The following is an 18,158-nucleotide window of genomic DNA, read 5'->3' as shown; positions in this document are numbered from 1 at the left end:
AATTGAAAAACTATAGAAATGGAATTGAGGTGAGCAATGAATGCATTAAAACGTTGTGCGATTGTGTCTATTTGTTTACTGACCGCATGCGCGCCCCCACGTCCTGCTGAAGAACTGCCAACAAATAAAGTGATTCCTCTTGCAGAGCGTAAAGCAGAAACCGCAACCGTTTCTTCCTGGGACATCAAAGGAGCTTTAGCGGCCAAAAGCAAAACAAAAGGATGGTCAGCAACCATGAATTGGGTACAGCATGGGCCAGGCTCATACCAGATTCGATTAATGGGACCTTTAGGCGGTGGTACGGTACTGATTAACAAAAATGGCGACACAGTAACCTTCCAGGATGGACCTAAAACATCAAGCTCCAGCAATGCAGATGAATTACTCCTGAAACAAACTGGAATTCGTCTACCAGTAAACAACCTGTACTACTGGGTTAGAGGATTACCTGCTCCTGGAGGGGTTCAATCTGAGAAACATGACCAATACAATCACCTGGTTCAATTAAGACAAAGTGGATACACCATTGATTTCACGAAATATACTTCGGTGAAAGGCATTGATCTTCCCAGCATGATACGCCTGGAAGGAAATGGTGTTATGATTAAAGTTGTAATAAAAAACTGGACTGTAACAGCATAAAATTTTTAATTACCCGCAAAGAACAATCTACTTTGTGGGTAACTATCGGTCAGTCCGACACATAAATGCTGCGATAAACAGCTTAAAAAGTCACTTGAATTCAAATTTAATAAATTATTTGCTTTCTGAAGTTGACATCACTGAAAAACCACTGCAAAATACGCAGCACATTGCAGGGATGATAACAGTTACATATTATCTCATGGATGATGTGAGAATCTACAAATTTTAGGGGTGTCGCCAAGCGGTAAGGCACAGGGTTTTGATCCCTGCATACCTAGGTTCGAATCCTAGCACCCCTGCCACTTTCTTGTTGATTCAACCTAGAATAAGAAGTTGAATCTAGGTACAAGTAAACAGACGGCAGAAGATACCCTGGAAGGATGCGTACCTCGTATCGCTCAAATAATAATAATATCTTTCTGGCTGTCTTCTGCTATGTGTTTAAGTTAAGCGATTAACCTAAATCTAAGGCTTTTTACACATGTCCACAATGATGATTTTTACCGGGAATGCTAACCCTGAATTGGCGCTTAAAATCTCTTCCCATTTGCAAATACCTATTGGTCAAGCGACTGTTGGTACGTTTAGCGATGGTGAAACCATGGTCGAAATATTAGAAAACGTCCGTGGGAAAGATGTCTTTGTTCTTCAATCAACCTGCGCGCCATCGAATAACAATCTCATGGAACTGCTGACTATGGCAGATGCCCTGAGACGCTCTTCAGCTGGTCGTATTACTGCGGTAGTTCCTTATTTTGGTTACGCCCGCCAGGACAGACGAGTCCGTTCCGCGCGCGTTCCAATTACAGCAAAGGTCGTTGCGGACATGATGGCATCGGTAGGAATATGTCGTGTCCTCACGGTTGATTTACATGCCGATCAAATTCAAGGCTTCTTCTACATGCCAGTTGATAACGTCTACTCAACACCCATACTGATTGAAGACATAACAAAACAAAACCTGAACAATATCATGATTGTCTCGCCTGATGTTGGTGGTGTTGTAAGAGCAAGGGCTGTCGCTAAAAGACTTGATGACGCGGAATTATCCATCATAGATAAACGCCGAAGCGGTCCTAATAAATCAGAAGTGATGCATATTATTGGTGAACCAGCGGGTAAAAACTGCATCATCGTAGATGATATTGTGGATACAGCAGGAACCTTGTGTTCCGCTGCACATGAGCTTAAAAAGAATGGGGCTCAAAGCGTCCGAGCTTATATTACACATCCAGTATTATCTGGTCCTGCAGTAAAAAATATTCGCCATTCCTGTCTTGATGAAGTGGTTGTGACTGACACCATTCCCTTATCATCCGAGGCCCAAAGTTGTGAAAAAATTCGGGTTGTCAGCCTTGCTGATATGTTAGCGCAAGCAATAAAACGTGTGAATGTTGAAGAGTCCGTCAGCTCAATGTTTGCAGAATAAATAGATCACATTTAATAGGCAACGTCCCTAAAGTTTTTTTAGCGTTCCCAGACCGAATCTGAGCACGGATTTTTCAGATTATTTCGATCTGCCCCCTCTCCTGCACAAGGAATTTGAGTAGATGATGCTTTTTCGCGGGATGAGGGTTGGGTAGAGGGAATGTCAAGGATGGTCATTGACGATGAGATGCGGTGTCGTTTAGAAAAGTTGCTTCCAAAACCCAAGGGACGTCATGGTAAGGATGATCGGTTGTTTATGGAGGCAATATGCTCGATGCTTAGAACTGGGGCTGCATGGCGAGACTTACCGGCGGACTACGGTAATTGGAAAAGTGTTTATAATCGTTATAACAACTGGTCGAAAGAGGAACATTGTTGAACGTTTTTTCAAAAAATTAAGCGTTTTAGAAGAATTGCCACAAGATATGATAAAACAGCCAGAATGTACCTCACTGGAGTGATGTTTGTGAGTATACTATTGGCTTTAAATTAGAGCAGTTATGATGATGTCGAGGGCTGATGGCGTTTGCTGAAAGATATCATGATTCCAAAAGCGCAACACTTTAAACTCATGTGTCTTTAGCCAATCAGTACGCTTCGTATAGTACATTTGATTGTCCATGTGTTGACCACCATCAATCTCGATAATCAGTCGTTTTTCAAGACAGACAAAATCAACGATATATTCGCCTATTGGTACTTGTCTCTTGAGTTTAAATTCAAGTCTATTCGCTCGAAGATAGTACCATAGATGCCTCTCAGCATCAGTACTATTTTTCCTTAAATCGCGGGCTCGTTGTCTTAACACAGATTGTTCCATTCCCTCTCCCCAACCCTCATCCCGCGAAAAAACATCATCATACTAATCAAATTCCTAGCGCGGGAGAGGAGGCAGATCGAAATAATCTGAAAAATCCGTGCTCAGATTAGGTCTGGGAACGCTAAAATAACTTTAGGGACATTGCCTAGTATCCCGTAAATGACTGCGATCAGTTATGGGATACTGAATTTCTAGAGTGCTCTACTACAAATTAAACCATTCAATTAAAGACAGTGTTGTGGTTCGAAACATCGGATCACAAATAGGGGTTCTTTGCAGGAAGGTACGAAATTTCCCGCAGCATGCCTATAACCCTTTGGTAACCTAGGCTGCAGCCAGTAAATTTATTTTTAGATCTGTTACTAATAATTCTATAACTCCATGTAAATTATAACATTTTAATTAGGATGAAATTCATATTTTCTAGCCTGGTTATTGGATGACAATTGATTGCATCGGGCCATTAATATGCATCTTACACTTGATTGCTCGCTTTTACGTAAGGTTTTTAGAGGACTGCCCTTCAGCAATGAGGGGTGGTTACTCGACGATTTGTAAAAAAAATCACTAAGCCAATGAAAGGATTTAAGGCATTTCACTCAGCAGAAGCGACCTCAGATTTAAAATAAAACTCATTGATCAAGTTAATGCCAGAGGTGTATAATTTCTGACTTATAAATTGACTGAGTAACCACTATGTTCAAGAAAGAAGAATCGCATCAATCAGGTCGAACTAATCAAGGCTTTTTTAATTCGCATACTAATCTCCAAGAACCTATAGACCTTCCTTTTGATAAACCAATACTGATGTCACTCGATGACATGACAAAAATGCAAATAAATGCGAAAGGAGTTTCTAACTATTATTCTGATTCTTATTTTGAATACAACTCTCAACCTGGCCAACGCTATTTAATTACGCGGCGAAAAAATGAATGCACTTCAGACATAGTTCAATCGCCTGTTGTACCCATGGAACTTCACTTTGACAAACAAATCTTTCTTAGCTCTGATGAAATAGCCAAATTACAAATTAACAATGAAGGATTTTCAAGTTATTACCCTGATTCACATTTTGAATACAAATATCAGTCAAACGGTTATCTGTTAACACGCCGTAAATGGATTCCCTTAGAAAAATTAAGTATTCCATTGCTGGGAGAAAATGGGGAAATTCAGTTAGATAACTTTCCTCAATTTCTAAAGATGCAAGAAGAAAATACTGTCCTGCCTCCTGTTTTTGCTGTGGAAACCTTCCCTGAAGACAAATTGCTTGGCAGGGGCAATATGGGGCAAGTCCATTTGGTTTTCTCTTCTTACGAAAAATTTGCTTTAAAATTAGATCGATTAATGCATGGTAATGTTAAGCAAGGAAGGCAATTTACCTTAGACCCTCGGCGTGTAATCGCTGACGAATGTATATTAGTTAGCCCTTTATCGGATATTGATATGCATAAGTCATTCAATAGATGCTATGAAATATTCGCAGCGATTAGCTCAATTCCTCAAAGTCGCTTCATTGCTGGAGTGAAAGGCTTGGCTTTTATTAAAGAGCTCAATCAATGGGGACTAATGTACGAGTACGTTAATGGCTATCCTTTCGAACAATACTGTAGAGAGCAGCAAGCTAAAGAGCATAATCTGGAAAAATGTCTTAATCTTATCGATCTGTCTATTGATCTGGCTTCTGGCTTGGAAATTCTTGATAAGGCAGGTTTTGCACATCGCGATCTGATGAACCCCAATATATTGCTTCGAGAAGGTCCAAAACCTTGTCCGGTATTAATAGACTTTGCTTCATCTCACAAATCAAAAGACGCTTCCTTTTCTCTTGAATCACGACAACAGTATGGAAAGCGACTTGTTCAACTTGCGAAGACTCTTGAGCGTGATGAGCAAGAGTTAATGGAGCTGGCAACTGGGTGTCAGTCTGATAAGTTAATGAGTGATTTAGATTGGCGAGGAATCATCAATAGGTTGCAACAAATAAAAAGCTCAATTAATGAAAATACAATGTCAATAGGTTGCCATTATTGGTGACTTTGCAGCAAAAAAACATTGTTTGATTATTTTCACCACAACCTATTGATTTTATTACGACGGCTAACTAACCTTGCTGCCTTTAAGAGGAGCAGGGTTACTAATGACACCAGCCAAAGAATTACCCATCGTCATTGAAAAATCACTGGAGGATCTTGGTGCACGCATCAAATTTACCCGAGGGAACAAAACCCTTTGTCATTGGGTGCATTAAACTAGCCTCTTGGATTCTTCGCGCACTGGTCGAGCATAAAATCACTGTATCCAATTTAAAGAGGCTTATCTTTGGCAAAGGGGATAAGGCCACTAGACTACAAAACAAATATCCAAAGGCGGAACAGAATAATACTGCCCCAGAAGAGCCCACACTCAGCGCATCATTTGATGAGAGCCGTAAACCAAAAGAAGCCAAAGGGCATGGGCGTCTCTCGCATACTGACTTCATTGACGTGAACCAAATTTTTGGTTCATCTTTTTTAGGTTTATATATCCCCTTGGCAATGGCAATTGTGCGCTGTTTATACTGCTCAAGAGACATAACTATAAAGAACTATTAGCTATAGATACCAAAACAAAAAGATACTCTGGATACAAAAATACCCGACCTTAATAAAAATTTTGTGTTTTTTTTGCCATTAGTGGGTATGGAAAAAGCAAATCATAAAAATGAACATATTGCTGATATTAAAGCAGCGCAGCGCATGGCAAAAATTTATGATGAAATTCTCAAAGACAATAAATTTGACTAAATTTAGGCCGGATTTTCCTGAGAGAATCTCTCAAACGACGTTCCGTTACTTCATCTACTTTACTATGAAAACCAAGCTGAATGCTTGAGCGCTGATAACCATCTTCAAAGTGCACATTACTTGTGTGACCGCTTAAAAAAACACATTTAAGTGGCATACCTTTCAGAGCATTTAAGCATCCCCCTCTTTCAAGCACCATATATTCCAGGACATCTAACTTTTTAAAATCAATTTCGAGGTTTAATTCACTAAATTGTTTGCCAATTAATTCGTAAAAACCCATTACTAGTATTCCGGTAGTTTTTCGTTTGAAAATGAGCAAATTATACGCACTTTTGGGGGAATATAACAGAAAGGTCCAAAATACTAACTTGATTGGATAATATGAATTTTAAAACAAAAAGGAAAGTCTTAATTTACAATAGCTTATACTAAATAAGATACCCAACGGAAAAATCAATTTATTGGCTAAAACCTAGACTGGTAAAGAATTATAAGGGTATGCTGGGAAATTTCGTACCTTCCTGAAAGGAACCCCAAATAATCTTACCGCATACACAGCTCCGCTCTCTAGCCATGTACAATATTGAATTCTGTCTTCACGAAAGTGGGAAGCACAGAAAGGCTAATTCAACAGAATGAATATAGATATTCCGCTTTACCAGAAAGTTACTACACGTTTCATTTCAAGCGATGCACTGCGAACCCATTTGATGAGTCCTTTTTTCTTTATTCTTAATCAACATCAGTGAAATAATTGACATAACAGCGACTGCTATCAAATAAACAGCGGGGATTGTTGCAATGCCGCTATAATAAATCAGGGATAATGAGATAAATGGTGTTAACCCCCCAAATAAAGCGAAGCCAAGATTGTAACTCACTGCTATTCCACTGTATCGAATAGTCGTAGGAAATAGTTCACTCAGTAATCTAGGGATTATTCCCGCTGATATACCGAGTAAAAATGCACTTGCCAGAAAGGCCAATAGGTACAATTGAGTGCAATAGACATAAATGAAAAATATTGGATAGGCGCATAATGTCGTCAGGATTCCAAGAGCCATTACTAATTTTCTTACCGGTATACGATCGGTTAAATAACCAAAAAATACACTCATGGCTGAACCCATCGCAATAGCTAAAGTTCGTTCCCAAACAAACGAATCGGCAGGCAAATGAAGAACTTTTGTGAAATAAGCAGGAATAAATAAAAATAACGAAGTCACGATAACCGCGCACATTGCTGCCAAAAATGTACCGGCAAGAACCATAATAAATTGCTCTTTAAATACTGTAATGATAGGAAATTTTTCAATTTTATTCTCAATTTCTAAAAATTGTGCTGATTCATGCAGATCTTTACGCAATAAATAACTCAACAACCCAAAAATACCACCAAGAACAAAGGGAACTCTCCACCCAAATAACTGCATTTGCTCACTAGAAAATAACGAAATAGTCAATGCGTGTACTAAGGATCCTAGAACAATACCTAAAGTTAATGCGCCAAAGATAACGCCACATGCAAAACCTTTATTTTGAGTATATGATTCACTGACATAAGTTATTGCACCAGGTATTTCCCCGCCAATCGAGATCCCCTGAATGATCCTAAGGCTGATAATGGCCAGCGGAGCAATTATTCCAATTCGCTCATACGATGGGATCAACCCTATGCCCAAAGTAGCTAGAGCCATCATCAGGATGGATATGGTGAAAACTACCTTTCTTCCGATTCGATCGCCAAAATGACCGAAAATCACCCCTCCAAGCGGTCTTGCCAAATAGCCTATAGCAAATGTGGCAAATGTGATTAACAGGCTGACAAGCTCATTAGTCACAGGAAAAAAGGCATTTGAAATATAACTCGCAAATAATGCAAAGATAATAAAATCATAAAACTCTAAAACGCCACCTAAACTGGATAGTATTAATAATCGATTCTGGTCATTTTGCATTACTTTTTCCTTAAAATAACTCATTCATCATCCAGGATCTCAAAAGATATCGGGACCTGAATAATATTGACCATTAGAGATAGCAGAAAACAGAATTAAATGACATATATTGTTCTTCATTATCTCTTAGAGCCAACCTTGGATAGAGACTTAGGAGAGGATCAGTGTTCCAGAAACAAAAAAGGGAGCCAAGCTCCCTATTTTGTATTCAAATGATTTTAATCACGAGTTCCAACATATTTATCATCAAAATAACGTCGTAATTTTGTTCTTAATGTTCCACGACTAATGCCCAGCATGATAGCAGCACGGGACTGATTGTACTTACAGTGTTCCATAACTGCGCGAAATAGAGGGGTCTCAATTTCTTCAAGTACAAACTGGTATAAGTCAACAGGATCAGTTCCCTTAAGCTCTGAAAAATATTTTTGTACTGAGTGAGTTACGCTCTCGGCTAGTGAAGCAGTGGTATCCCCTGCATCATTACTGATTGTTGTCATTATTATTAGCTCCTCCTTTTAAAAGCAGTATATTACCGAATTGAGCAATTCGAGACAAGGGCAGAACATTAAAAACTGTATTAAAATTCAATATTTAATGTGTCTGCCATCAACAATTGCTTTTTCAAAAAATCCTTTCTGACTATAAAATGGGATAAGCTTTAGTAAAAAGCTTATCCAGTACTAGGGTCTGTTGACAATTCAAGTATCGACGTCCCGCGACTTGTTCGCGGGATGCAATTCACTCTTTATAGGCGCAATATATTCTTGTTTTGCGCAAGAACTATTGATTCCGCGAACAAGTCGCGGAAAGTAGCCTTGAATATAATGAAATGCCAATAGCCCCTAATCAGGTTTTAAAATTTTAACATTGATGGGTCAAATGGCTTGCCATTTACTGTGACTTTACCCTGCTCCAGACTTACTTCAACAACATAATCAGAGCCATCTAATGTAATCAACCCGGATTGCTCAAGAGATGAAATTTGCTTCTCAGTCTGCATCGCAGCCAATTGCTCTGGTGTTGGAGCTGCTGAATTGGTCTGAGGATTATTGCTTTGCAGCTGCTGAATCAGCGCTTGTTGCATTTCAGGCTGATTTGCCATTTGTTGCATTATTGATTGTTGCATTAACATTTTGACTACAGCAGTGGGAACTCTTAATTTAGCATTCCCTTGAACTTTCTGAATCAATTCAAAAGGATTGGTACTTTCACCTTTAGGTAGAGTAACGAGCAAGCTGCCATCAACAGTACCCTCAGGTAATTTGAGGCTTAATGTTGATATTTCAAACTCAGCTCCCTTAGTGAATAATTTAGGTAATTCTGGAAGCATAGCCATCATCGCCTGTTGACGCTCAGCATCTGTTCCATTTTGCATTGCTGTTGCCTGCTGATTAATACGGGCAAGAACATCTGCATCAAGATTACGTAAAGAAACCTCAAGCTGTCCTGGACCATAAGACTTTCCATTAGCAAATAGAGACTTTATCTCAGCGTTAAAATGAGTGCTAAAGAGACTATCTTCTATATCACTGCTAGAACTCAACGAAAGCTCATTTATTTCAAACATTTTTTGATCTTTAACAACGACATCAAAAGCTGGCAAGGAAAAACTGGCTTCGCCCAAGTACAATCCAGCAGGAGTTTGATGTAAATCAAATTCACTGGTTACTTTGCCCAATGTGACTTTAGTATCATCTTTGGATATTTTCATACCAGAGACAACAATATCGCCATCTATTTTATTCAAATTTGAAGACATTGCGGTGGTACTTTCCATACCCATCCAATCAAAATTACCGGTTCCATCTTTTGAAATTAATTTGAAAGACGGTAAAGCCAATTCAACCGTACTATGGTTTAAGTAGTTTACAAATATACTTAAATCCAACTGAGGTTTAATTGAATCTTTAGAAAACATCTCATCAAATTGTTTATTGTATTGCTCAGGAAAGGGAAATACGGTTTCAGCATAACCCATACCAAATCGTAAACTTTTATTAGCAAGAATAAATGGGCCGTGGTGAATAACAAGCGGCATATCCATTTGATAGTCTTGAGCTGCAACTGTTTGGGATTTACCGTCAGCATCTTTAACAACGCGCTCTGGAACATGCAAACGCCATTTTATTTTGGCATCAGAACTAAACCAGCCTCTATTGTATTGCTCAATATCAGCTAAAAGTCCGTTAGATTGATTAATTACTTGTACGTTGTTCTTAATGGTTCTTTCTGTAAGAACTCCCATGCCATAATATCCGCCCAGGACTAAAACAGCCAGGATAATTATTAATCCTGTAAGTTTTTTCATTATTATCTCCATGTGATTAGTTTGCGACCAGCGTTACTTTATTGCAGCAAAGCGCTGGGCAAAGTATAGCAGTAAATAATATAAGAGTGCGACAATCTATTAAAAGAAGATTGAAACTTATAGAAAAAAGTGAGATTAAATCTCGCCTTCAGGCTTTTTATATACAGAAATGAGAATATAAATTACGTGTTCTATCGAGGAATTTTACCTATCCACTACAAACCTGATTGAATTACCAACCAGACTTTCCGTGATGTATAAATCATTTTCGACCTCAACGTCGCTCGACGTTAAAAACCCTTGAATCAATTATCAAGAGACTTAAAAAAGCTGAAAAGTAACCTTCGTTTTTATCGTACCGGTTTACAATAGGTTTCCTTAATTGTAAAGGCTAAAATTAACGCGACTAATGAGCATAAGGGTAATAATTTCAGGCCGGCTTGAAAATCAGAAAGCAACAAAGATTCTACATTGTACGCTCTTGAGCCGGATACCATATCTACTAATCTACCTACCAAAGGCTGCAACAGAGCGCCAACAAAGATTGATGTCATATTGGTAAATGCTATAGAAGTTCCTACTACATTTCTATCATGTAACTCAGTAGATACTGCATAAGCAATGGCGACACCCGTGTTAGTTAATCCGAAAGCAAAAAATAACAGATAGGCTGTATTTTGATTCATTGATGGGTAGAAAACAAACAGGGTTGTAAAAATAACCCCAAATAAAGCTGAAAGAATCATTAAAGGCTTACGCCGTCCCATTTTGTCTGATAACCAACCGGATAAAGGTCCGCTAATACCCCATCCAATGAAAATCAGGCCCGTTGCGAAAGCTGCGGCATGTGCGCCCAATCCACGACCAAACTGGAGATACGCGGGACCAATCGCTTCTCCTATTACTGCCGTGGGGCCAAACAAAAATCCTGCATACAGAGCATTTAGCCAGGTTTGACGGCTCGAAAGGATGATTTTTAAACTTTGTAAGATGCTGATTCCATTCACTTTTTGTACTTCATGCCTTTGAGATCCGGGCCTATCCTGCACGAACTGATACAGCAAACCTGCCAAGGCGATAAATAGAAAGGCAATAATTAACATGCTGTGCCGCCAACCTACATTACTCACCAGAAAAGAAACAGGAGCTTCACCGGCGGCAGCCCCAAGCATACCTAGAGATTGAGTCAAACCAGCCAATAATCCCAGCATAGTAGGAGGAAACCATGAAGTTGCCAAACGCAGAGAGCAGACAAAAGCAAAAGCAGCACTGAAGCCAATGAGCATTCTACCAATTGATGCCATCATTAATCCGTCTGCAAGGCCAAAGACACAGCATCCAAAAGCAGTTACCAACGACATTATAGTTAATAGCCATCGGATACTTAACCTATCCACAGTTAGTCCAACGGGAATCTGCATAAAAATGTAGGGTATATAAAAAGATGCGGTCAATATGCCAAAACCGGCTTCATTGATCCCAAAATCAATCTGCAAATAGCGATGCATTACACCGGGAGCAACTCGTGCCAGATAATCAGAAAAATAAAAAGCAGCTGCCAAACCCCAAACTAACCATGCAAACCCCAAATAGTTTTTACGGTTATACATTTCTACTTTTGATGCATTCATTTTGTTCATAAGCTCTCTACTTATAACAGTCCAGTCCAATTTCCAATGGGCTCATGTCATTTCAGACTGTCTTCATTGAAATAGCCGGCTGGAGATACTCTTCCTGATGCCCGTAAGGGCTAGCCAAAAATCTGATTATTACCCTGGTAAATCAGGGTTTGAATGGTTCATCTTGTTTAAAAACAAGACAAACAAATGCCGTAATTATTTAAATAATGGGCAATTAATTAACAAAAACAAAGGTACATTATACTGTTGTTGTCAGTTATTTCAACACATAGTTGGATTTGATTTGATTGTTATTAGCGATAGAAACCAGACTCAGGTATAATCGTTTCTTTTTTATGAAATTTACAATGAACAGTCTGATTTTGGCAGTTAAAGAGGCGATCCACAGTTCCGGGAATATGAAAGAAGCAAATAAAGCCTATCTCGAATTTATAAAAGCAAATTTTATTATACCTGTAGAGTATGACTCAAAAGACGAAAGCCCGGTAGTCTTGTTTCTGGAAGAAAATAACCAGATTTTTCTTCCTGTATTCACTGAAATGAGCTATCTGGATGCCTGGGCAGCCGAAATAAGCACACGCATCAAATTGCTCAAACTTTCTGGAGTCGACTTACTCAAAGGTCTCGGTGACAATGTGATCGTTTGCCTTGATATAGGAAGCGAACATTATAAAGAATTTATTCCTGCTGAAACTGCACGAATGAGATCGATGATTCTAAAATTATTTAAAGATTAAATCCATTTCGCCGTGATTAGGGTCTGACTCTTAGTCACAATTATGGAATCTTGGAGAAAAGTAAGATTTGCGTGCAAGAGACAGCAATTAGGGTCTGATGACAATTGAACAAGTCAATAGTCAGCAGGCCTCAAATTAACAACCTGAGCGTAGGTAAAGAGATTATTAATCCTGAATAGGGATTTTTTCGTCAGTCCTTACCCAATTGAAGAAGCACTAAGTCATGCTCTTCAATTGAATGCGATTCATTATGCTACCAGTTCAAGCAATTGGTATCCAACTATGGCTGAAGCAGCTATCGCACCACTAATTTCAAAGACTAAAGACATAAAACTGTGTTTGTGGCAATACTGTTGATCATTTGCAGCAACTTCTTTATCAAGAATAGTTTCTTCACTATCCAGGCTACTCATATCAAATAAAGGTTTTTCCCCATAAGTACCGGCCCACCAACCTTCCAGCCATTGTTCTGCTTCCTGAGAGCCTTCACGGAAAGGATTATCTTCCTCTTCGACTTCTGAAAGTGCACATTCATAACCAAAGATATAACACTCTTCATAACTTGGATGTTCAATGTTAAATCGTAATTTAATATGTGGTAATAAGGCTGTTGTGTCGTTCATAATAATCCCCTAGCTATGTATCTGATATACAGTGACCTATATTCAACTGACTCTACTCCTGGTTGTTTACATTAAAACTATGTGAGTATTTCACATGCACTACGAACATGAAATCATCACACTTGAATCAATTTTACGTCTTCTTAAAACCCCATGCTTTCGCAGGTAAATTATTTACATATTCTTGACAATATTCTTTTTTACTCTGGAAATAAAAAATCAACGACAATCATTTTATTCTTTGATTTTCTATATAATAAGCAACTATCAGGCCAACTTTTTAACCTGTTGTTTATTTTAACATTATGGCTGATTTACTTTCCAAATCATCTGAGTAAACACTTACAATTACTAGGGTCTGTTGACAATTCAAGTTTCGACGTCCCGCAACTTGTTCGCGGGATCCAATTCACTTTTTATAGGCGCAATATATTCTTGTTTTGCGCACGATCTATCGATTCCGCGAACAAGTCGCGGAAAGTAGGCTTGAACATAATGAAATGTCAACAGCCCCTAAACGAAGACACTGAGTGAATGAGCCTGGGAGCACTATCTAGTGTCCACTTTTATCCAGAGTTTTAGCTCGATTACAAAATGTTCCGGAAGATACGGCAAATCACGGGATCTATTGCCAATTGCTTTCCTTGCCCACGTTATGCGCTTTAGGTGCCGAACGTTAAGTGTATATTGGGCCTTGGTCCAACAATTCCATAATGCATAATAATAATTGATTTATGATTAATAAAGCTTGTTTTGGCGCATCAAATACATTTGGTCAGTCAGGAAAACTAGATGGATTTTGTCGGGCCAAGGCCCGACCTACTCTAACTATGTGTTGATATTAAGCCTGGTTGCTCGCAACTGAAAATTTCCAGCCACCGGCAATTTCTGCCGGTTAGGGGGCAAGCCTTCTTATCCCCCATCGAGCTCCGTCTCGATAATAGTGGATTCGGTCATGTAATCGATTGTCACGTCCTTGCCAAAATTCAATTTCATCTGGAAGTATCATATAGCCCCCCCAATTTTCAGGCCTGAGTACCGGATCTTGCCCATGCTGTTGAATTAAGTCATTCAATGTCGTTTCTAGCGAGGCTCTACTCTGAATTTCCTGACTTTGAGGAGATACTATAGCGCTAAACTGGCTTTTAATAGGCCGTGAAGAAAAATATGCATCAGACTGCTCGCTGCTCACCTTCTTAACTCGTCCTCGAATACGAACCTGTCTTGCCATTTGAGGCCAATAAAAATTAAGCGCGGCATAAGGTTTTTTGTTCAATTGCATGGCTTTTGCACTTTGATAATTCGTGTAAAAAACAAAATTTCCATCCTCCAATCCCTTCAATAAAACTACTCGAGTATCTGGATATCCGTTCTCATCAACAGTTGCCAGTATCATTGCCGTAGGATCATTTTTTTCATTTTGTAACACTTCTTCAAACCAAAGTTTAAATTGAGCGATAGGATCATGTTGAGCAGACTCTTCACTCAAACATAATTCACCATAATCTCGTCTTATATCCGCAAGACTTCTAAAATTACTCATAGCACACCATTCCAAATGAAGATTGGTTTCAATTATACGCTTGGGAATCACTATTTTGCGAGAGGAGAAAAGGAGAAAAGATCACGCTGCTTTTATGTAAAGACCCCATACTAATAATACCTGTTGAGCCGTTACCCGATTTATAGCCTGGACATTTAGAGAGGTTGGTAGCAGCCGAATATCCAGCTGCTACCCAAGGTGTTTACCAACCAGTTACTTCGGCAATTGCATCACCCAAGTCAGCAGGAGAACGTACAGTTCTTACTCCAGCAGCTTCAAGCGCTGCATATTTTTCTGCGGCTGTACCTTTACCACCAGATATAATGGCACCAGCATGCCCCATACGCTTACCGGCAGGAGCTGTCACTCCTGCAATGTAAGAAACAACAGGCTTACGGACATGAGCTTTGATGTATTCAGCTGCTTCTTCTTCAGCAGATCCACCAATTTCACCTACCATGATGATTGCCTCTGTTTGTGGATCCTGTTCAAAAAGAGCCAAGGCATCGATAAAATTAGTTCCGGGAATGGGATCTCCACCTATACCAATACAGGTACTTTGGCCAAAACCCTTGTCTGTAGTTTGTTTTACTGCTTCATAAGTCAAAGTCCCGGAGCGTGAAACAATTCCAACTTTACCTGGCAAATGTATTGATCCCGGCATAATTCCAATTTTACATTCTCCAGGTGTGATTATCCCTGGGCAGTTTGGTCCAATCAAACGGGCATCGGTGTTATTTTCCAAATAAACTTTTACCTGAAGCATATCCAGTACAGGAACACCTTCGGTAATGCAGACGATCAGTTTAATGCCGGCATCAGCAGCTTCCAGGATCGAATCTTTGCAAAATGGCGCTGGAACGTAAATAACACTAGCATCAGCTCCAGTTACTTCAACTGCTTCTCGCATAGTATTAAATACAGGTAATCCCAAATGAAGCTGCCCACCTTTTCCTGGTGTTACACCTCCAACCATTTTCGTACCGTACGCTAAAGCCTGCTCGGAATGATAAGTTCCTTGTTTGCCCGTGAACCCCTGGCACAATACTTTGGTTTGCTTATTAACTAAAACACTCATTGTTAACCTCGTAATTTTTTGTTGTTGCCAAATCAATAAGACTGGTTAATCTTTGTTACAATCAGTCGTTCATTTTGAATAATGAATCCACATTCAGTTCTATTGATCCAGCAACTCTAAATTGTCTATTTATCTCAATAAAAATTATGTTATTACGCCACAGCCGCGACTATTTTCTTGGCTGCATCGGTCAAACTTGTCGCTGCAATCACATTCAGATCACTCTTATTTAAAATATCTGCACCCAATTGAGCATTATTACCTTCGAGTCGGACAACTACAGGGATTTTCACATCCACTTCTTTCACGGCAGCAAGAATTCCATCCGCAATTAGATCGCAGCGAACAATACCACCAAAGATATTAACCAATATCCCTTTGACGTGCTCATCAGATAAAATGATTTTCAGCGCTTCACTTACGCGTTCCTTAGTAGCGCCGCCGCCAACATCAAGGAAATTTGCAGGCTCGCCGCCATGCAATTTAATAACATCCATGGTTGCCATAGCTAATCCAGCACCGTTCACCATGCAACCAATCGATCCATCTAAAGGAATGTAATTTAACTCCCAGTCGCTGGCACGATTTTCTCGTTCATCTTCCTGAGTTGTATCTCGCATGCCTTTCAATTTAGGTTGACGGTATAAGGCATTTCCATCAATATTAATTTTGCCATCCAAACAGATTAACTGCCCTGTTTTGGTAACAACTAATGGATTGATCTCAAGTAAACTTAAATCGCACTCGACAAACATTTTACCTAATCCCATCATCAGGTGGGTAAATTGTTTAATTTGGTCGTCTTCCAAACCTAACTTAAACGCTGTGTCGCGGCATTGGAACGGCATCACTCCGACTAAAGGATCGACAATAACCTTGAATATTTTTTCAGGTGTCTCTTCAGCTACTTTTTCAATCTCAACACCGCCCTCAGTAGAAGCCATAATCACAACACGACGAGTCGCTCTATCGACTACAGCACCAAGATACAGCTCTCTGGCGATATCGCAGGTTTCTTCAACTAATACTGAATTTACTGGCTGACCTTTAGCATCTGTCTGATAAGTCACCAAATGAGTTCCCAATAATGACTTCGCTACTGCTGCTAGCTCTTCTTTAGTGGAAACCAGTTTTACACCTCCGGCTTTACCTCGTCCGCCAGCATGAACCTGGGCTTTAACAACCCATCTGGGGGTAGATAATTGTGATGCTACCTGCAATGCATCTTCAACATTATAAGCCACTTCACCACGAGGAGTCGGTAAATTATAACTTGCGAATAATTGCTTGGCTTGATATTCATGTAAATTCATTGTGATTACCTTTCTAAAAAAGCAAAACCCGTTAACACGGGTCATGCTGTTAAATGCGCTTGTTAAACATTAAGTAAAAGACGAGCCGGATCTTCCAACAACTCTTTAACACTTACTAAAAACTGTACGGAATCCTTGCCATCAATCAGACGATGATCGTAGGACAACGCAACATACATCATAGGACGAATGACAATTTGTCCTTTTTCTACCACAGGACGGTCTTCAATTTTATGCATACCTAAAATTCCCGTCTGGGGTGGATTGATGATTGGTGTTGCAAGCAATGAGCCGAATACACCACCATTAGTTATAGTAAATGTACCTCCCTGCATCTCTTCCATCGACAATTTACCTTGTCTGGCCTTGGTTGCTGCATCATTAATAGCCAGTTCAATCTCAGCCATACTCATCTGATCAGCATCTCTAATCACTGGAACTACTAATCCTCTTTCAGTAGATACAGCGATTCCTATATCATAAAATCCATGATAAACAACATCCTGACCATCTATAGAAGCATTTACAGCAGGAAATCTCTTCAGAGACTCTACTACTGCTTTAGTAAAAAATGACATGAAACCCAGTTTCACTCCATGCTTCTTCTCAAAATTGTCTTTATATTGAGCACGCATGTCCATAACCGCTTTCAAATTTACTTCGTTAAATGTAGTAAGCATTGCGGCATTATGCTGTGCTTCTAATAAACGCTCGGCAATTTTGGCTCTCAATCGAGTCATAGGAACACGACGTTCTTCGCGAGCCCCCATAGGAGCTGCAACTGCAGGTTGCGCTTTTTTAGGTTCAGCAGCTTGTGCCGATTTTCCTCTGTTGGACTCTATGTAAGATAGGACATCCTCTTTAGTTATCCGTCCTTCTTTACCAGTACCTTGAATTTGGCCTGGCTGCAAATCATGTTCCGCCATCATGCGACGAACTACTGGACTGGTCGATTTATCTTCGTGTGCTGCAACAGGTTCTTTTGTTGATGCACTCTCTTCTTTTACTGGAGATGCAGCTGCTATGGCGGTACCTGAAGCAATTTTAGCAAGCAGCTCACCTGAACCAACAGTATCACCCACTTGAAACAATATTTCAGTAAGTACGCCATCTGCAGGAGCAGGAACTTCAAGAACGACCTTATCTGTTTCCAGATCCACCAGGTTTTCATCGCGGACTACTTTATCACCCACTTTTTTATGCCATGCAGCTACCGTTGCATCAGCTACAGACTCGGGTAGAACAGGTACTTTGACTTCAATAGACATGG

General features: G+C 39.6%; 19 protein-coding genes, 1 tRNA gene and 1 pseudogene. 10 read left to right on the top strand and 11 right to left on the bottom strand.

Annotated features, from left to right (window positions below):
• Positions 1–36: 36 nt before the first annotated feature.
• From lolB to ELY21_RS16065, 5 genes and pseudogenes are all read left to right on the top strand, one after another.
• Entirely contained in the window at positions 37–642 is a 606-nt protein-coding gene (lolB, locus tag ELY21_RS12585) for a lipoprotein insertase outer membrane protein LolB (protein WP_127109978.1), read from the top strand.
• Positions 643–872: 230 nt separating this feature from the next.
• A tRNA-Gln gene (locus ELY21_RS12575) sits at positions 873–947 on the top strand.
• A gap of 179 nt (positions 948–1,126) precedes the next feature.
• The gene (locus ELY21_RS12565) at positions 1,127–2,074 is read left to right on the top strand and encodes a ribose-phosphate pyrophosphokinase (protein ID WP_028383281.1); all 948 of its coding nucleotides are present in this window, start codon (positions 1,127–1,129) and stop codon (positions 2,072–2,074) included.
• 159 nt (positions 2,075–2,233) lie between these two features.
• The gene (locus ELY21_RS16070; RefSeq protein WP_127109977.1) at positions 2,234–2,452 is read left to right on the top strand and encodes a transposase; all 219 of its coding nucleotides are present in this window, start codon (positions 2,234–2,236) and stop codon (positions 2,450–2,452) included.
• A pseudogene (locus ELY21_RS16065) lies at positions 2,439–2,566 on the top strand (IS5/IS1182 family transposase); the annotation flags it as partial. The gene ELY21_RS16070 and the pseudogene ELY21_RS16065, both read left to right, overlap by 14 nt.
• On the opposite strand, the gene ELY21_RS12555 reads toward ELY21_RS16065, so the two are convergent.
• Positions 2,558–2,893: an endonuclease domain-containing protein gene (locus tag ELY21_RS12555; protein ID WP_127109975.1), complete on the bottom strand. Its 336-nt coding sequence runs from the start codon at positions 2,891–2,893 to the stop codon at positions 2,558–2,560. The pseudogene ELY21_RS16065 and the gene ELY21_RS12555 sit on opposite strands and share 9 nt — an antisense overlap.
• Positions 2,894–3,589: 696 nt before the next feature.
• On the opposite strand from ELY21_RS12555, the gene ELY21_RS12550 reads away from it, so the two are divergent.
• The 3 genes from ELY21_RS12550 to ELY21_RS16060 all read left to right on the top strand — a co-directional run bounded on the left by ELY21_RS12550 (position 3,590) and on the right by ELY21_RS16060 (position 5,682).
• Positions 3,590–4,933, top strand: coding sequence for a serine/threonine-protein kinase (locus ELY21_RS12550; protein ID WP_127109973.1), 1,344 nt, complete (start codon positions 3,590–3,592; stop codon positions 4,931–4,933).
• A 158-nt stretch (positions 4,934–5,091) separates the two neighbouring features.
• Positions 5,092–5,490, top strand: a complete 399-nt coding sequence (locus ELY21_RS15885) for a hypothetical protein (RefSeq protein WP_233588712.1) — start codon at positions 5,092–5,094, stop codon at positions 5,488–5,490.
• 63 nt (positions 5,491–5,553) lie between these two features.
• Positions 5,554–5,682, top strand: coding sequence for a type IIL restriction-modification enzyme MmeI (locus ELY21_RS16060; protein WP_370272652.1), 129 nt, complete (start codon positions 5,554–5,556; stop codon positions 5,680–5,682).
• Here the strand turns inward: ELY21_RS16060 and ELY21_RS12535 are convergent.
• From ELY21_RS12535 to ELY21_RS12515, 5 genes are all read right to left on the bottom strand, one after another.
• Positions 5,660–5,965, bottom strand: coding sequence for a hypothetical protein (locus ELY21_RS12535; RefSeq protein WP_127109970.1), 306 nt, complete (start codon positions 5,963–5,965; stop codon positions 5,660–5,662). The genes ELY21_RS16060 and ELY21_RS12535 overlap by 23 nt on opposite strands.
• A gap of 403 nt (positions 5,966–6,368) precedes the next feature.
• Positions 6,369–7,667, bottom strand: a complete 1,299-nt coding sequence (locus tag ELY21_RS12530) for an MFS transporter (RefSeq protein ID WP_127109968.1) — start codon at positions 7,665–7,667, stop codon at positions 6,369–6,371.
• A 194-nt stretch (positions 7,668–7,861) separates the two neighbouring features.
• Positions 7,862–8,143: a helix-turn-helix domain-containing protein gene (locus tag ELY21_RS12525; RefSeq protein ID WP_018576070.1), complete on the bottom strand. Its 282-nt coding sequence runs from the start codon at positions 8,141–8,143 to the stop codon at positions 7,862–7,864.
• Positions 8,144–8,499: 356 nt separating this feature from the next.
• Positions 8,500–9,954 (bottom strand): YdgA family protein, encoded by a 1,455-nt coding sequence (locus ELY21_RS12520; protein WP_127109966.1) that lies wholly within the window; start codon positions 9,952–9,954, stop codon positions 8,500–8,502.
• 350 nt (positions 9,955–10,304) lie between these two features.
• Complete coding sequence (locus ELY21_RS12515; protein ID WP_127110016.1) at positions 10,305–11,585, bottom strand: MFS transporter; 1,281 nt, start codon at positions 11,583–11,585, stop codon at positions 10,305–10,307.
• 106 nt (positions 11,586–11,691) lie between these two features.
• Between ELY21_RS12515 and ELY21_RS15640 the strand changes: the two genes are divergently transcribed.
• Positions 11,692–11,916, top strand: coding sequence for a hypothetical protein (locus tag ELY21_RS15640; RefSeq protein WP_158618558.1), 225 nt, complete (start codon positions 11,692–11,694; stop codon positions 11,914–11,916).
• Positions 11,917–11,941: 25 nt separating this feature from the next.
• Complete coding sequence (locus ELY21_RS12510) at positions 11,942–12,331, top strand: SseB family protein (RefSeq protein WP_127109964.1); 390 nt, start codon at positions 11,942–11,944, stop codon at positions 12,329–12,331.
• A gap of 248 nt (positions 12,332–12,579) precedes the next feature.
• Here ELY21_RS12510 and ELY21_RS12505 read toward each other — a convergent pair whose 3' ends face one another.
• The 5 genes from ELY21_RS12505 to odhB form a co-directional block, all read right to left on the bottom strand.
• The gene (locus ELY21_RS12505) at positions 12,580–12,954 is read right to left on the bottom strand and encodes a transmission trait enhancer LetE (RefSeq protein ID WP_127109962.1); all 375 of its coding nucleotides are present in this window, start codon (positions 12,952–12,954) and stop codon (positions 12,580–12,582) included.
• 895 nt (positions 12,955–13,849) lie between these two features.
• Complete coding sequence (gene pdxH / locus ELY21_RS12500; RefSeq protein ID WP_127109960.1) at positions 13,850–14,497, bottom strand: pyridoxamine 5'-phosphate oxidase; 648 nt, start codon at positions 14,495–14,497, stop codon at positions 13,850–13,852.
• 202 nt (positions 14,498–14,699) lie between these two features.
• Positions 14,700–15,575, bottom strand: a complete 876-nt coding sequence (gene sucD, locus ELY21_RS12495) for a succinate--CoA ligase subunit alpha (protein WP_028383288.1) — start codon at positions 15,573–15,575, stop codon at positions 14,700–14,702.
• Between the two features lie 152 nt (positions 15,576–15,727).
• Positions 15,728–16,888 (bottom strand): ADP-forming succinate--CoA ligase subunit beta, encoded by a 1,161-nt coding sequence (gene sucC / locus ELY21_RS12490; RefSeq protein ID WP_028383289.1) that lies wholly within the window; start codon positions 16,886–16,888, stop codon positions 15,728–15,730.
• 62 nt (positions 16,889–16,950) lie between these two features.
• On the bottom strand, positions 16,951–18,156 hold the full coding sequence (gene odhB, locus ELY21_RS12485; RefSeq protein ID WP_127109958.1) for a 2-oxoglutarate dehydrogenase complex dihydrolipoyllysine-residue succinyltransferase: 1,206 nt from the start codon (positions 18,154–18,156) through the stop codon (positions 16,951–16,953).
• Between the last annotated feature and the right edge of the window lie 2 nt (positions 18,157–18,158).

Source organism: Legionella sp. km535 (genome assembly GCF_003990085.1).
Taxonomy (GTDB): domain Bacteria; phylum Pseudomonadota; class Gammaproteobacteria; order Legionellales; family Legionellaceae; genus Legionella; species Legionella moravica.
This window is presented reverse-complemented; position numbering and strand designations above follow the sequence as displayed.